Genomic DNA, 15,068 nt, shown 5'->3' with positions numbered 1-15,068 from the left:
GCCGCGCGCCCCAAACGTCTGCGCGGCGGCCGAAGGGCCGCCGTTCCGAAAGTGAGGCACCGCACTGGCGTCCACGGGGGACCTCCCGTTTTACGCGGCTGACGACACTCGACTTCACCCGGCAATTCTTGCCGGGTGTATGGTTAGCAAAGGGTTAACGAGGGGGCGGCGGGAGGTCAGCGGGGTGTTTCGGCCTTCCGGGTCGTCATTCCGGGGCGGTGCGAAGCACCGAACCCGGAATCTCGAGATTCCGGGTCTGGTCCTGCGGACCATCCCGGAATGACGGGGTAGGTGGCAAAGCTACTTCGCCTTCTCCATCTTCGTCACCGTGTAGCCCGAAGCCGCCTCCTCGGCTTCGAAGGTGACCTTGTCGCCGACCTTCACCTGCTTGAGCAAAGCGGGGTCCTTGACGCGGTAGACCATGGTCATGGGTTCATCCATGCCGAGGCTCTTGGCCGGCCCGTGCTTGAGCGTGATCTTGCCGGCGCTCTCGTCGATCTTCTTGACCTCGCCGCTGATCGAGGCGCCTGGCGCCGCGGCGGCACCGAAGGTCAGGCCGAGCGTCAGCGCGAGCGCGGCGGCGATGCGGGTGATCGATTTCATGGCTCTCTCCATTGCTTCACTTGACGGTGACGTGGCCGACCATGCCGTAGTCGCGATGGTCCGGGATCAGGCAGGAAAATTCGAACGTGCCGGCCTTGCTGAACTTCCAGAGGATCTCGGCCGTCTTGCTCGGGGCGAGCCGGACCCCGTTCGGGTCGTCGTGCTCCATGTGCGGATGTTTCTTCATCACCTCGGCGTGCTCGAGGTTCTCCTTGGTGGTGGCGAGCAGGAATTCGTGGTCTTCCTTGCCGCTATTGCGCAGCACGAAGCGGATCTGTTCGCCGCGTTCGACCGTGATGTTCGACGGCTCGTAGGACATCTCGCTCATCGCGATCTCGACGGTACGTGCCGGCTTCTTGGGATCGCCGGGCTCGCCGGCCGAAAAGGTCTCATGACCGTGCTGGTCATGAGCAATGGCCGGCGCGATCGAAAGCGCAGCCAGCGCGAGGGCGAGTTTGATCGTCTTCATCTTGTTCTCCAGTTGGTGGTTCATCGAAACGCTCACATCTTCATGTTCTTCATCGGCGGCGTGCCGCCTTGCTGCCGCGCCGGTTCCGCGGCCGGCGGCGTCACTTCGTAGGCGACGGTGCCTTGCGGGAATTTGTACGGGCCGGGATCGCGGTAATCGTCGCGCGCGAGGTCCTCGCGGATCTTCATCACCGTGAACATGCCGCCCATCTCGATCGGGCCGAACTGGCCGGTGCCGGTCATCATCGGCAGCGTGTTGTCGGGCGCGGGCATCTCCATGTTGCCCATCGCCATGCCGGTCGAGCCCATCGCCATGCTGTCGGGTGCGAGCTTGCCGACGGCCTTGGCGAGATCCTTGCGCGACACGCCAATGAGGGTGCGCACCTCGTGTCCCATTGCGTTCATGGTGTGATGCGACTTGTGGCAGTGGAACGCCCAGTCGCCGGGATTGTCGGCGAGCACGTCGAACACCCGCACCGCGCCGACGGGGACGTCGGTGGTCGTCTCGGGAATCTGCGCGCTCTCCGGAATCCAGCCGCCGTCAGTGCAGGTCACCGCGAAGCTGTGGCCGTGCAGATGGATCGGATGGTTGGTCATGCTGAGATTGCCGATGCGCACGCGTACCTTGTCGCCGAGCCGCACCGGCAGCGGATCGATCCCCGGAAACACCCGCGAATTCCAGGTCCACATGTTGAAGTCGGTCATCTCGTTGACCCGCGGCAGGTAGCTGCCGGGATCGACGCGATAGGTGCTCATCACGAAGACATAGTCGCGGTCGACGGGCCGAAAATTCGGGTCGCGCGGATGCACGACGACCATGCCCATCATGCCCATAGCCATCTGCACCATCTCGTCGGAATGCGGGTGGTACATGAAGGTCCCGCTCTTCTTCATCTCGAACTCGTAGACGAAGGTCTTGCCCGGATCGATGTGCGGCTGATTCAGCCCGCCGACGCCGTCCATGCCGCTCGGCACGATCATGCCGTGCCAGTGAACGGTGGTGTATTCGGGCAATTTGTTGGTGACGAAGATGCGGACCTTGTCGCCCTCGACGGCCTCGATGGTCGGGCCCGGCGACTGGCCGTTATAGCCCCACAGGTTCACCTTCATGCCTTCGGCGAACTCGCGCACCACGGGTTCGGCGACGAGGTGGAATTCCTTCCAGTCACCGTTCATGCGGAACGGCAGCGACCAGCCGTTCAGCGTGACCACGGGGCGATAGTCCGGGCCGCTGATCGGATGCAGCGGCGGCTGCATCACCACCTTGTCCATGTGAGGTGCTTCCGGAATCGACGCAGCCTGGACGCGGCCGCTGATGGCCGACGCGCTGGCAAGCGCGGCAGTGCCCAAGAATCCTCGGCGGGAATACATGCTGGCCTCCATCTCAGTGGTCGCCATCGGCAGACGCTGCCGCGGCGATGGTGGTTGACGTGTCGCCGCCGGAAGCGAGCGAACCGCCGCCATTGACGGCGGTCTGCAAGTCGGACTGGGCGAGGAAGAATCTTTGCCTGGCATCGATGGCGCCGCGCAGCGACGCCAGGCGCTGTCGCGCCTCGGTGAGCAACGCAAAAATGTCGACCTGCATGCTGGAGAAGCGCAGCTGCATCTCCTCGGTGATGATTTTGCGCAGGGGGATGATCTCGCGCTGGTAATGACTGGCGATATCGTAGGTGGACCGGTAGGTCCGGTAGGCATCGCGCGCCTCCGAGCGAACGTTCACGGCACGCTCGGTCAGGCGATTGAAGGCGAGATTGTAAGTCTCCGCCGCTTGTCGCACGCGCACCTCACCGCCGTCGAAGATCGGGATCTGGAACTGCACGTCGAAGCCGCGTTCGCGGAACGGCGCCCCTTCCGGATCCTGGGTGCGGCGGGAGATGCCGGCGAGATCGAGCAGCGTCACGAAGCGCGTCGCCTCGGTGAGATTGAGCGATTTGGCCAGCGCCGTCAGCTCGAGCCGCGCGATCTGCAAGTCGATGCGATGGGCGACCGCGTCGGCCTCGATCGAAGGCAGCGCTTGTGGCCGGCGCGGCAATGGCGGCAACTGGTTGGGCAGACGGAAATCGAGGCCGTCGTCCCATAGTCCCATCAGGCGCGCGAGCCTTTCGCGCGTGCTCGTCGCGGCCTGCCGTGCGGTCGCGAGGTCGGCGGTGGTCTCGGCGTAGAACACCTGTTCGCGGGCCTGGTCGAGCTTGTTGATCGAGCCGGTTTCGCCGAGCTTTACGGCGAGTTGGGCCGTCGATTCCGCCGTCGCTTTCGCGTCCGTCAGCAGCACCGCCAGCTCGTTGCAGGTGACCGCGCGGACATAGGCGCGGCGCACGTCGGCCGCGAGCCGTAACGTCGCCAGTGCCGCGCGCAATTGGGCCTGGCGGAAGCGGTCGCGGGCGATGTCGGAGCGGAACGGCAGGGTCGCCAGCGCGAGGATGTCACCGACCACCTGGCGCTCGATCTCGTTCGCGCCATTGCCCGAGATCCGCGAGATCGAGAACACGGGATTGGGCGGCAGGCTCTGCTCGACCTGCTCGGCTTCGGCCAGCGCCAGCTCGTTGTAAGCGGCTTGCAGCCCCTTGTTGTTGAGCAGCGCGATCTGCACGGCGGTCTCGGCGGTCAGCGTGCGCGCCAGCAACCGGTGGACGGTCGCGTTGACAGCCTCGGCGCCTTCTGCCGATCGGACGAAGGCGACGTCCTTGTTGATGGTCTGGCTGGCGAGGTCCGAGACCGTCGTCATGCCGCCGTCCGGCGAGAACGCCATGCAGCCGGAGAGTCCGAACGCTGTGAGCATGAGCAGGCCCCGCGCAGAATGCTGTGTCATGGCGGGTTCCTAGCGGTCTTGCTTCGGCTGCGGTGTCACGGCGTCGTTGCGGTCGCGCCATGGCGCCGGGGTCGCAGGCCGCAGGCTGGTATAGGGCGCGACGGTCGACCGATAACTGGCGCGGGCGACCTTTGCCGAGGGATCGGCAGGATCGGCGTCGGCCACTTGCGTGGTGGCCGGCATGCAGCCGGACAGCGCGAACGCAATCACGGCCAGCAGCGGCCAGCCAATTAGAAAGAGTCGTCCACGCACCGCGGATGCGGCGCCGGACTTCGCCCCGGAAAGGGTAAGCATGATTCATCCCTGAACTGTCGTGAGACCACAGGCCCGCGCGCGCAGACGCGCGCTGGCCCTGACGTCATCGTGTCAGATCAGGCGATGGGGGGACGGTAGAGCAGGGGCGGCGCCTCGCTACGCAGGCTGGCCACGATCTCGGGCGCGCAGGCGGAGATGGGCTGAAGCGGCTTGGCGACGACGGGCAGATCGGCCGGCAGCGCACTCACGCACATCATCGCGCAGCACGGGCCGACTGTTCCCTTGCCGTCATGATGATGCGGTGCAGGCGCGTCCTGCGCCGCGGTCTGGGGATGCGCATGCGGTCCGGCGTGGTCATGCGAGGCGCCGTCGTGCATGTGGCCGGCTGGCATCTGATGATGCACCGGCACGGGGTCGGCGAGGAGCGCGTCGTCGAGGCACGGCGCCGGACCATTGCCCCAGGCAAGGCTTGCGGCCGGCGCGAGCACGCAGAACAGATAGGCGAGGGCGATGATCCGCCCCACCCTGATCCGCATCGATCGTGTCAATCGCAACAGCATTCCGCCGATAGGCTCCTCGCGCGGCAGTCTTGCACACGCAGATTGCAAACTAATGGCAAAACGCGCATCCGCCAAGCATCTTCTTACCGCAGTGCACCGCGCATGCCCAATATCACGCCACGAAGCTTGACCGTGTTCCGATCCGCGGGCCATGGTTCGGCCCGTGCACGCCCCAAATCATCCCGGACAAACATCAGACTCATTAGACTCATTCAGCCCTGATTCCCGTCAGGCCTGGGTGCGGCTTGTCATTGCGCTTCTGATCGGATCGATCGGAGGCGTCGGCATGTGGGCGATCGTGGTCATGATTCCCGCGGTCCAGGCCGAATTCGCCGCCACGCGCGGCGCGGTGTCGCTGGCCTTCACCCTCATGATGTTCGGCTTCGGGCTTGGCGGCGTGATCGCCGGCAAGATCACCGACCGATTCGGCATCGTGCCGGCGATGGCGATCAGCATCGCCTTCCTCGGCGTCGCCAATGTGCTCGCGGGCCTGTCTGGTCAACTCTGGCAGTTCGTGGCGGCGTATTTCCTGATCGGGCTCGGCACCTCGGCGACCTTCGCGCCGCTGATGGCGGAGGCTTCGCACTGGTTCGAGCGCTATCGCGGGCTGGCCGTGACCATCGTCGCGAGCGGCAATTACGTCGCCGGCACAATGTGGCCGCCGCTGGTGAATTGGGGCCTGCAGACGATCGGCTGGCGCATGACCCATATCGGCATCGGTCTCGTCTGCGTGGGCTTGATGACGATCCTGGTGCTGGTCCTACGCGCGCAGATGGGCGGCAACAAGGTTCGCGATCATGCCAATGCACCGCCGCCGCGGGTCGATCTCAAGCTCTCGACCAATACGCTGACGGTGCTGCTCTCGATCGCCAGCATCTCCTGCTGCGTCGCCATGGCGATGCCGCAGGTGCATATCGTCGCCTATTGTGGCGATCTCGGTTATGGCGTGGCGAGGGGCGCCGAGATGCTGTCCTTGATGATGGCCTGCGGCATCGTCAGCCGCATCGGCTCGGGCTTCCTTGCCGACAAGATCGGCGGCGTCCGCACGCTGCTGGTCGGGTCGCTGGCGCAGGGCTTTGCGCTGGTGTTCTACCTGTTCTTCGACAGCCTCGCCTCGCTCTACCTGATCTCCGCGATGTTCGGACTGTTTCAGGGCGGCATCGTGCCGAGCTACGCCATCATCGTGCGCGAGGCGATGCCGGCCGGCGAGGCGGCGACTCGTGTCGGCATCGTGATCTTCGCCTCGGTGTTCGGCATGTCGTTCGGCGGCTGGGTGTCGGGCGTCATCTTCGATGCCACCGGCTCGTATGCCGCGGCGTTCGCAAACGGCGTGGCCTGGAACGCGCTGAATATAGCCATCGTCCTCACCTTGCTGATCCGCGCGCGGATGAATTCGGTCAAGGCAAGACCGGGTTTCGCGACCTAAACCGCCTGTCCCGCCTTCAGCAGCGAGCAGCCGGTGATCTTGTAACTGCCATCGGCCTGCTGCTCGAGCGTGTAGAGCGCCTCCCAGGCCTCGCCATTGGCGTCGACGATGTGGACGCGCTGGGCGATCCAGTTGCCTTCGGTCTTGCTGTCGCCGAACTCGAAACTCTTGTGGCGGTAGACCGGCGCGTAGCCGTTTTGCACCATGGACATGAAGATGTCGGGCGCCGGAAAGATCTCCTTGATTGCCGGTGCGGCATAGGAATAGGCGGCCGTGGCATCGTCGCGGACGAACGCCTGCTCCTGGGCGCGGATGATGCCCTGTGCCGCGGCGACGTCGTCGGCCAGTGCGCAGAGCGGGCTGAGGACAACAGCGAGAAGGAGAAGCAAGGCTGCGACGCGCACGACAGATATCCCGGCGGCCTTGATCCTAGCACGATTTTGCAGAACGCGGGACGCGCTATCGCTTCCGCTTGGGCGCCGGCGTCGCGGGCTTGGCGGCGGAGCGCGCCTTGGCCTTCGCGACGGGCTGCACGCGCAGCCCGTCGACGAACACGTCGAGCATGCGCAGCACCGAGGATTGCCAGCCGGGCTGGTCGTGCATGTAGCACATGCCGATCAGAGCCCTGAGCAGGTCTTCCGGGCTGACATCGGCACGCATCTCGCCGGCCGCGACGGCGCGGTCGAGCAGCGAGCCGATCGCCTTGGTCAGCCGGTCCATCGAGAAGGCCGCAAGTTCCGACGAGCTCTGGAACGTCAGCGCCAGCGCTGCCGACATGCCTTTTTTCGTGGCCACGAATTCGACCCCGGAACGTAGCCAGCGGCGCAGTGCGTCGACCGAGTCCTTCGCATTCTTCAACTGCTCGGCAAGCTCGCTGAGCTGTTCGACTTCGCGCCGGTATACCGCCTCGAACAGATCCTCGCGCGTCGGGAAATGCCGGTAGAGCGTGCCGATACCGACGCCGGCGCGTTTCGCCACGGCCTCCAGGCTCGCCTCCGGACCGCCCGCGTTGAACACGGCCTTGGCCGCCTCGAGCACGCGCTCGCGATTGCGCACGGCATCGGCGCGGGGCTTTCGGGTCTGGTCGGTGTGATCGTCCATGCCGGCAATGTAGATCACGAATTGGTTAGATTGAACCCTTGGCTAGCTGCATCGCGTTGTCTGCGCATGGGCTTTTGACGAATTCCAAATATTTTTCGGCGGCCCTTGTTAAGCGGAGGGTGCCTCCGTATCTTCGTTGGGATGTTGCCCGGCTTCGCCCGGTCAACGCTGGAATCGACGGCGGCCACGGCGGTGGCGCGCCGCGCGATCACTCATGTCCATATCTGATCGGAGCCTTGTATGAACCACTCCATCAGCCTCACCGTGAACGGTGCGCGGCGCGACTTCGTCCTCGACGATCCGCGCGTCACGCTGCTCGATCTCCTGCGTGAGCGCCTCCATCTGACCGGAACCAAGAAGGGATGCGACCGCGGCCAGTGCGGCGCCTGCACCATTCTCGTCGACGGCAAGCGCATCAATTCCTGCCTCGCGCTCGCCGTCAGCCATGACGGCGCCGACATCCTCACTATCGAGGGCGTCGCGCGCGGCGACCAGCTTCACCCCGTGCAGGCCGCCTTCATTGCCCATGACGGATTTCAGTGCGGCTTTTGCACGCCCGGCCAGATCATGAGCGCGATCGGCATGATGCGCGAGGCCCAGGCCGGCGACGATCCCGAACGCATCCGCGAATGCATGAGCGGCAATCTCTGCCGCTGCGGCGCCTATGCCGGCATCGTCGACGCCGTGCGCGAGGCGCAAGAACGCATGGACGAATCCAGCCAGAGGCGCTCCGCATGAAACCGTTCTATTATGTCAGGCCGGCCACGGTTACTGAAGCCGTTGCCGCCGCCGGCCAGCCGGGCGCTGTCTATCTCGCCGCCGGCACCAATTTGCTCGATCTGATGAAGGGCGGCGTCAGCGGTCCGGATCGCCTGGTCGATGTCACGCATCTCGAAGGGCTCGACGCAATCGAGCATCTCGCCGACGGGTCGCTGCGTATCGGCGCGCTGGTGAGCAACGCCGATCTCGCGCACGATGCCGGCTTCGCGAAGTCCTATCCGGCCGTCGCCGAAGCGCTGCTCTCCGGCGCATCGGCGCAATTGCGCAACGCTGCGACCGTCGGCGGCAATCTGCTGCAACGGACGCGCTGCGCATATTTCTATGACACCGCCAGCCGCTGCAACAAGCGCGAGGCGGGCAGTGGCTGCGACGCCCGCGACGGCGAGAACCGCACCCATGCCGTGCTCGGCTGGAGCGAGAGTTGCATCGCCACGCATCCCTCGGACTTCTGCGTGCCCCTGGTTGCACTTGACGCCATCGTCGAGATCGAGGGCAGGAGCGGGCGTCGCGAGATCGCACTGGACGAACTGCATCGCCTGCCCGGCGATACGCCTCAGCGCGAGGCCGCGCTCGAACCCGGCGACCTGATTGTCGCGGTGCGCCTGCCGGCTGCGGCGCGCAGCTTTGCGGCGCATGCGCGCTACCTCAAGGTTCGTGAGCGCACATCTTACGCCTTTGCCGTCGTCTCGGCCGCCGCTGCGTTGCAGATCGAGAACGGCAAGATCAGGGAGGCGCGGCTCGCGCTCGGCGGCGTTGCCGCAAAGCCCTGGCGTGCCCGCGCCGGGGAAGACGTGCTCAAGGGTGTCGCACCCACGGCCGACGCCTTCCAGGAAGCCGCCTGGCGCGCGCTCACCGACGCAAAGCCGTCCGGCGACAATGCCTTCAAGATCGAGCTCGCCCGCCGCATCGTCGTGCGCGCGTTGACTCTCGCCGCCGCCGGTACGCCGGCGCGCCTGCCGGCGCTGCCGGCCTCTCCCTTTGCCTCGACCTCCGGAGCCATCCATGCCTGAGCTCAATCTCACCAGCGCTCCCGCCCATCTGCGCCACGGCTCGAGCATCGGCCAGCCTCTGACCCGGCGCGACGGCCTCCTCAAGGTCAAGGGTCAGGCGACTTATGCGGCCGACAATCATCCGCCCGGGATGCTGTTTGCGGTGATGGCGGTCTCGAGCATTGCGCGCGGCCGCGTGGTCTCGCTCGATGTCTCTGCTGCCAAGCGCCATCCCGGCGTCGTCGACGTCATGACACCAGACCACAAGCCGCCACTCGCGATCGACCCCGAGATCAAGACCAACCCGTTCGTGTTCCGGATGGAGGTGCTGCAGAGCGACGAGGTCCGCTACGCCAACCAGCCGATCGCCGTCGTGATCGCCGAGACGCTGGAAGCGGCAACGGAAGGCGCGGTGCTGCTGGCGCCGCGCTATGAGGCGCTGCCTGCGCTCGTCGGCCTCGATGCCGGCGAGAGCTACGTGCCGCCGGTCGTCGGCGTCGGCAATCCCACGGAAAGCCACCGCGGCGATGTCGAGGCGGGCCTTGCCTCGGCCGAGAAGCAGATCGATGCGGTCTACGAGACGCCGCCGCAATATCACAATGCCATGGAGCCGCATGCGATCGTGGCCAGCTGGGACGGGGACAATCTGTCGGTCGACATGCCGACCCAGGGCCTGATGCTGTCGCTCGGGCGCATCGCCGAGCTGTTCGGCATTGCGCCTGACAAGATCCACATCCGCAGTCCGTTCCTCGGTGGCGGTTTCGGCTCCAAGGGGCTGATGTCCGGCCCGCCGACCCTCGGCATCATGGCTGCCAAGCTCGTCGGCCGGCCGGTGAAGCTCGTGCTGCGCCGTGAGCAGATGTATGGCCCGGTCGGCCATCGCGCACCGACCCGCCAGCGGCTGCGCATCGGCGCCGACGGCGAGGGGCGCCTGACCGCGCTCGATCACCATGCGCGGACCGTGTCGAGCACGTTCGACGATTTCTACGAGCCCGCCGCCGATGCCTCGCACACGCTCTATGCGGCGCCTGCGATCCGCACCTCGCACGATGCCGTGCGCGTCAACACCGGTACGCCGCTGTTCATGCGCGCGCCGGGCGAGGCGACCGGCTCGATTGCGCTCGAGAGTGCGATCGACGAGATGGCCTGGGCCTGCGGCATCGATCCGCTCGCCTTCCGTCTGAAGAACTACGCCGAGGTCGAGCCGATCACGGGAAAGCCGTTCTCATCCAAGGCGCTGCGTGCCTGCTACGCGCAGGGCGCCGCGCGCTTCGGCTGGGCCAAGCGCTCGCTCCAGCCGCGGCAGATGCGCGACGATGCCGGTCTTCTGGTCGGCTGGGGCATGGGCACCGCGACCTTCCCGGCGCTGATGTTCCAGGCGGAAGCGCGTGCCGCGCTCCGCCGCGACGGCACCGGTGCAATGGAGATCGGCGCGCATGACATGGGGCAGGGCGCCTGGACGGCACTCGCCCAGATCGCAGCCGACGGTCTCGGCCTCGATATCGATCGCGTCACGTTCAAGGCCGGAACGTCCGACCTACCCGACGCCGGCATTGCCGGCGGCTCGGCGCACACGGCGACCGCGGGCGCCGCGATCCACAGCGCCGGCGCGGCCGTGATTGCAAAGCTCGCCGCTCTTGCCACCGGCGACGAGCGCTCGCCGCTGTTCGGCGCCGGCAATGCCGGCGTGGTCGCGCGCGACGGAAAGCTGTTCCGGCGTGACGACGAGAGTCGCGGCGAGAGCTATGCCGAGATCCTCGCGCGTGCCGGCGTCGCGGAGGTCGAGGCGCGTGGCACCGGCGCGCCAAATCCTGCGGCGATGGAGGAGTATGCCATGCACGCCCATGGCGCGGTGTTCGCGGAGGTGAAGGTCGATCCCGAGCTCGGCCAGGTCCGCGTCACGCGCATGGTCGGCGCCTTCGCCGCGGGGCGCATCGTCAATCCGCATCTGGTGAAGAGCCAGCTGTTCGGCGGCATGATCTGGGGGATGTCCTTCGCGCTGCACGAGGAGGCCATCACCGACCGCCGCAGCGGCCGGATCATGAATGCCAATCTCGGCGAGTACCACATCCCCGTGAATGCCGACGTGCCGCCGCTCGACGTCATTACTGTCGAGGAGCACGACCCGCATGTGAATGCGCTCGGGATCAAGGGCGTCGGCGAGATCGGCATCACCGGCAGTGCGGGCGCGGTCGCCAACGCCGTCTGGCACGCGACCGGGGTGCGCGTGCGCCGCTTTCCGATCCGCATCGAGGAATTGCTGACGCAGCCTTGAGCGCTGCGGCGATGTCAACGAGAGCCGCGCGGAGATCGCCGCACGGCTGGCGCCCCGCGTCGAAGCGTCAGTTCATCTTCCGCCGGAGGGCCTTGATCGCCTCTCTCTGCGTCTCGATGTATGCGGCGATGGCCTCGCGCAGCTCGCGCGAGTGGAGCTTGTCGGCATCGCGCCGAACTTCGTCGAGCGCGGCTTCTGCATTGGCGAGCGTGATCTTCATCGGCGAGCCCTGTTACGAAGCGGCCCCGGAGTGCCTAGGAGTCCGGGGCCATAACCTCAGCACCTCTGCGCCAGGCTGCTCGGCTACGGCTCGTAATATATAGAGGTTCGGCTCGCGGAAATTGAGATGGCTCAAGCTCCGTAGGAAACCGGTGGCTCCGTAATATCCCGGAGGATTTTGATCCGCGTCAAAACGTCGGCGGCGTGCAGGCCGAGATCACTTCGCACGGCTTGCCGCCGACGCAGCGGAAGCGATGCGGGCGGCGGCTCTCGAAATAATAGGCATCGCCGGGATTGAGGATGCGGCGCTCGTCCTCGACGGTGACTTCGAGCTTGCCTGAAATCACGATGCCGCCTTCCTCGCCGTCATGGACGAGATGCACGCGCCCGGTGTCGCTGCCGGGCTCGTAGCGCTCTTTCAGAATCTGCAGGCTGCGGCCGAACAGATTGTCGCCGACTTGCCGATACGAGATCGGCTTCTTGCCGACCTCGGTCAGCTCTTCGGCGCGATAGAAGATCTTGCGCCGGCTCTCCGGCTCCAGTGCGAAGAACTCGGCGAGCCCCATCGGGATGCCGTCGAGGATGCGCTTGAGCGCGCCGACCGACGGGTTCATCTGGTTGGATTCGATCAGCGAAATCGTCGAATTGGTGACGCCGGCGCGCTTGGCAAGCTCGCGCTGCGACAGCTTCTGGCGCGCCCGGATGAATCGCAGCCGTCCACCGATGTCGACGCTCATGCCCCTGGTCCCTGTTGCAGGTGTTGCGGATCGCGCAAATATGGACCAGCGGCCCCAGTGAAATCAATGGCTTGCAGGTCACCAGAAAAGGACTTGTTGCGCCTTGGAAGCCGTGCCTCTGCTATCTCGTCAGCAAAGGAGCGCGGCCGTGACCCTTCATCAGATTCCGAACACTATCAAGACCGACTCGTTCTGGATGCCGTTCACGGCCAACCGTCAGTTCAAGAAGGCGCCGCGCCTGTTCTCCTCGGCCGAGGGCATGCACTACACCACCGTCGACGGCCGCAAGGTGATCGACGGCTCCGCCGGCCTCTGGTGCGTCAATGCCGGCCACGGCCGCAAGCAGATCGCCGCCGCGGTCGAGCGGCAGCTGATGACGCTGGACTTCGCGCCCACGTTCCAGATGGGCCATCCGCTGGCGTTCGATTTCGCCGAGCGGCTCGCCGAGATCGCGCCGAAGGGCCTCGACCGGATCTTCTTCACCAATTCCGGCTCCGAGTCGGTGGACACCGCGCTCAAGATCGCGCTCGCCTATCATCGCGCCACCGGCCAGTCGAGCCGCACCCGCCTGATCGGCCGTGAGCGTGGTTATCACGGCGTCGGCTTCGGCGGCACGTCGGTCGGCGGCATGGTCGCCAACCGCCGCGCCTTCGCGACCCTGCTGCCGGGCGTCGACCACATCCGCCACACCCACGATCTCAGCCGCAACGCCTTCGCCAAGGACCAGCCGGAGCATGGTGCCGAGCTCGCCGACGATCTCGAGCGCCTGGTTGGCCTGCACGGCGCCGAGACGATCGCCGCCGTCATCGTCGAGCCGGTGCCGGGCTCGACCGCGGTGCTGCCGCCGCCGAAGGGCTATCTGCAGCGCCTGCGCGAGATCTGCGACAAGCACGGCATCCTGCTGATCTTCGACGAGGTCATCACCGGCTTCGGTCGCCTCGGCACGCCGTTCGCCGCCAACTTCTTCGGCGTCACGCCGGACCTGATGACGACGGCCAAGGGCATCACCAACGGCACCATTCCCTGCGGCGCGGTGTTCGCGAGCCGCAAGGTGCACGACGGGATGATGGTCGGCCCCGAGAACCAGATGGAGCTGTTCCACGGCTACACCTATTCGGCGCATCCGACCGCCTGCGCCGCCGGCATCGCGACGCTCGACATCTACAAGGACGAAGGCTTGCTCACGCGCGGTGCGTCGATCGCCGAGTACTGGCGCGATGCGCTGCATTCGCTGAAGGGCCTGCCGAACGTCGTCGACATCCGCAATTGCGGCCTGATGGGCGCGGTCGAGCTGGCGCCGCGCGCCGGCGTGGTCGGTGCGCGCGGTTACGACGTGATGGTCGACTGCTTCAACACCGGCCTCTATTTGCGTATGAGCGGCGATAGCTTCGCGATGTCGCCTCCGCTCATCGTCGAGAAGAGCCATATCGACCAGATGGTCTCGATCCTCGGCGACGCCATCAAGAAGGTGGCCTGATAATTGCTCTCGCCGTTGCGGAGTTTCTTCTTGGCAGCGGCGAGCGTGATGCCGCGGGAGTTTGACGAAGCGTGAAAGTTCTGATCCTCGGCAGCGGTGTCATCGGTGTCACCTCTGCCTACTACCTTGCGCGTGCCGGCCATGACGTGACGGTCGTCGACCGTCAACCGGAGCCGGCACTGGAGACCTCTTTCGCCAATGCCGGCGAGGTGTCGCCCGGCTATTCCTCGCCTTGGGCTGGGCCCGGCGTGCCGGTGAAGGCGGTCAAGTGGCTCTTGATGAAGCACGGCCCGCTGGTGATCCGGCCGAAGCTCGATCCGGTGATGTGGGTCTGGCTGCTCAAGATGCTGCGCAACTGCACCAGCGCGCGCTACGCGGTCAACAAGAGCCGGATGATCCCGATCGCGGAATACAGCCGCGACTGCCTGCGCGACCTGCGCCGCGACATCGGCATTCAATATGACGAGCGCTCGCAGGGCACGCTCCAGCTGTTCCGCCACCAGGCGCAGCTCGACGGCACCGGCGAAGACATCGCCGTGCTCAAGCAATATGGCGTGCCCTTCGAGGTGCTGGGCCGCGAAGGCTGCATCGCGGTCGAGCCGGCGCTCGCCGGCGTGAAGGAGAAGTTCGCCGGCGGACTTCGCCTGCCGGAGGACGAGACCGGCGACTGCCACATGTTCACGCAGGCGCTGGCCAAGCATGCCCAGGCGCTCGGCGTGCGCTTCATGTTCAACACCGGCATCGACCGCATCGTCACCGACGGCGCACGCGTCAGCGGCGTCGTGACCAGCGCCGGCGTGTTGCAGGCCGACGCCTACGTCCTTGCGCTCGGAAGCTGGTCGTCGCGACTCGTTGCGCCGCTCGGTATTTCGCTGCCGGTCTATCCGGTGAAGGGCTATTCGATCACGGTGCCGATCAAGGACGCTTCCGGCGCGCCGGAATCGACCGTGATGGACGAGAGCTACAAGGTCGCGATCACGCGCCTCGGCGATCGCATCCGCGTCGGCGGCACTGCCGAAATCTCGGGCTTCTCGAGCAAGCTCTATGACGCCCGCCGCGCCACGCTGGATCACTCCTTGACTGATCTGTTCCCGCGCGGCGGCGATCTGTCCAAGGCGACGTTCTGGAGCGGCCTGCGTCCGATGACGCCGGACGGCCCGCCCGTGATCGGCCCGACGCAATACGCCAATCTCCACCTCAACACCGGACACGGCACGCTCGGCTGGACCATGTCCTGCGGTTCGGGACGGGTGCTCGCGGACATGCTGTCAGGCAAGAAGCCGGAGGTCGACGTCAGCGCGCTGACGGTGGATCGGTACACGCACCGGTTCGGGTGATTGACGCTGTCATTCCGGGTCGATGCGAAGCA

Annotated in this window: 16 protein-coding genes; 6 read left to right on the top strand and 10 right to left on the bottom strand. The window is 66.1% G+C overall.

What is annotated here, in order from left to right; all coding sequences use genetic code 11:
• Positions 1–300: 300 nt before the first annotated feature.
• The 6 genes from AAFG50_RS34405 to AAFG50_RS34380 all read right to left on the bottom strand — a co-directional run bounded on the left by AAFG50_RS34405 (position 301) and on the right by AAFG50_RS34380 (position 4,695).
• Positions 301–603 (bottom strand): copper-binding protein, encoded by a 303-nt coding sequence (locus AAFG50_RS34405; RefSeq protein ID WP_028175166.1) that lies wholly within the window; start codon positions 601–603, stop codon positions 301–303.
• A gap of 16 nt (positions 604–619) precedes the next feature.
• Positions 620–1,072 carry a cupredoxin family protein gene (locus AAFG50_RS34400; protein ID WP_028175167.1) on the bottom strand — a complete coding sequence of 151 codons (453 nt, stop codon included), beginning with the start codon at positions 1,070–1,072 and terminating at the stop codon, positions 620–622.
• A gap of 32 nt (positions 1,073–1,104) precedes the next feature.
• The gene (locus AAFG50_RS34395; protein ID WP_028175168.1) at positions 1,105–2,442 is read right to left on the bottom strand and encodes a copper oxidase; all 1,338 of its coding nucleotides are present in this window, start codon (positions 2,440–2,442) and stop codon (positions 1,105–1,107) included.
• 13 nt (positions 2,443–2,455) lie between these two features.
• Positions 2,456–3,880, bottom strand: a complete 1,425-nt coding sequence (locus AAFG50_RS34390) for a TolC family protein (RefSeq protein ID WP_028175169.1) — start codon at positions 3,878–3,880, stop codon at positions 2,456–2,458.
• Positions 3,881–3,889: 9 nt separating this feature from the next.
• On the bottom strand, positions 3,890–4,174 hold the full coding sequence (locus AAFG50_RS34385) for a hypothetical protein (RefSeq protein ID WP_028175170.1): 285 nt from the start codon (positions 4,172–4,174) through the stop codon (positions 3,890–3,892).
• A 77-nt stretch (positions 4,175–4,251) separates the two neighbouring features.
• Positions 4,252–4,695, bottom strand: a complete 444-nt coding sequence (locus tag AAFG50_RS34380; protein WP_028175171.1) for a hypothetical protein — start codon at positions 4,693–4,695, stop codon at positions 4,252–4,254.
• Between the two features lie 151 nt (positions 4,696–4,846).
• Between AAFG50_RS34380 and AAFG50_RS34375 the strand changes: the two genes are divergently transcribed.
• Positions 4,847–6,121: an MFS transporter gene (locus AAFG50_RS34375; RefSeq protein WP_028175172.1), complete on the top strand. Its 1,275-nt coding sequence runs from the start codon at positions 4,847–4,849 to the stop codon at positions 6,119–6,121.
• Here the strand turns inward: AAFG50_RS34375 and AAFG50_RS34370 are convergent.
• Both AAFG50_RS34370 and AAFG50_RS34365 read right to left on the bottom strand, forming a co-directional pair.
• Complete coding sequence (locus AAFG50_RS34370; RefSeq protein WP_028175173.1) at positions 6,118–6,525, bottom strand: DUF4864 domain-containing protein; 408 nt, start codon at positions 6,523–6,525, stop codon at positions 6,118–6,120. The two genes, AAFG50_RS34375 and AAFG50_RS34370, sit on opposite strands and share 4 nt — an antisense overlap.
• Before the next feature lie 55 nt (positions 6,526–6,580).
• Entirely contained in the window at positions 6,581–7,222 is a 642-nt protein-coding gene (locus AAFG50_RS34365) for a TetR/AcrR family transcriptional regulator (protein WP_028175174.1), read from the bottom strand.
• 240 nt (positions 7,223–7,462) lie between these two features.
• Between AAFG50_RS34365 and AAFG50_RS34360 the strand changes: the two genes are divergently transcribed.
• Genes AAFG50_RS34360 through AAFG50_RS34350 form a run of 3 tightly spaced genes read left to right on the top strand, consistent with a single transcriptional unit; the run spans position 7,463 to position 11,266 of the window.
• The gene (locus AAFG50_RS34360) at positions 7,463–7,960 is read left to right on the top strand and encodes a (2Fe-2S)-binding protein (protein WP_028175175.1); all 498 of its coding nucleotides are present in this window, start codon (positions 7,463–7,465) and stop codon (positions 7,958–7,960) included.
• The gene (locus AAFG50_RS34355) at positions 7,957–9,012 is read left to right on the top strand and encodes a xanthine dehydrogenase family protein subunit M (RefSeq protein WP_028175176.1); all 1,056 of its coding nucleotides are present in this window, start codon (positions 7,957–7,959) and stop codon (positions 9,010–9,012) included. Before AAFG50_RS34360 ends, AAFG50_RS34355 begins: the two co-directional genes overlap by 4 nt.
• Complete coding sequence (locus tag AAFG50_RS34350; RefSeq protein ID WP_028175177.1) at positions 9,005–11,266, top strand: xanthine dehydrogenase family protein molybdopterin-binding subunit; 2,262 nt, start codon at positions 9,005–9,007, stop codon at positions 11,264–11,266. Before AAFG50_RS34355 ends, AAFG50_RS34350 begins: the two co-directional genes overlap by 8 nt.
• Before the next feature lie 67 nt (positions 11,267–11,333).
• On the opposite strand, the gene AAFG50_RS34345 is transcribed toward AAFG50_RS34350, so the two are convergent.
• Complete coding sequence (locus tag AAFG50_RS34345; RefSeq protein ID WP_165448138.1) at positions 11,334–11,486, bottom strand: hypothetical protein; 153 nt, start codon at positions 11,484–11,486, stop codon at positions 11,334–11,336.
• A gap of 187 nt (positions 11,487–11,673) precedes the next feature.
• Positions 11,674–12,222, bottom strand: coding sequence for a cupin domain-containing protein (locus AAFG50_RS34340; RefSeq protein WP_011085008.1), 549 nt, complete (start codon positions 12,220–12,222; stop codon positions 11,674–11,676).
• A 148-nt stretch (positions 12,223–12,370) separates the two neighbouring features.
• Between AAFG50_RS34340 and AAFG50_RS34335 the strand changes: the two genes are divergently transcribed.
• Positions 12,371–13,699, top strand: a complete 1,329-nt coding sequence (locus AAFG50_RS34335; protein WP_039185890.1) for an aspartate aminotransferase family protein — start codon at positions 12,371–12,373, stop codon at positions 13,697–13,699.
• 71 nt (positions 13,700–13,770) lie between these two features.
• Complete coding sequence (locus tag AAFG50_RS34330; RefSeq protein ID WP_028175179.1) at positions 13,771–15,036, top strand: D-amino acid dehydrogenase; 1,266 nt, start codon at positions 13,771–13,773, stop codon at positions 15,034–15,036.
• The last annotated feature ends 32 nt before the right edge of the window (positions 15,037–15,068 follow it).

It is taken from the genome of Bradyrhizobium sp. B039 (genome assembly GCF_038965675.1).
Taxonomy (GTDB): domain Bacteria; phylum Pseudomonadota; class Alphaproteobacteria; order Rhizobiales; family Xanthobacteraceae; genus Bradyrhizobium; species Bradyrhizobium diazoefficiens.
Note: the sequence above shows the minus strand (reverse complement) of the source record. Positions and strands in the feature narration are given on the sequence as shown.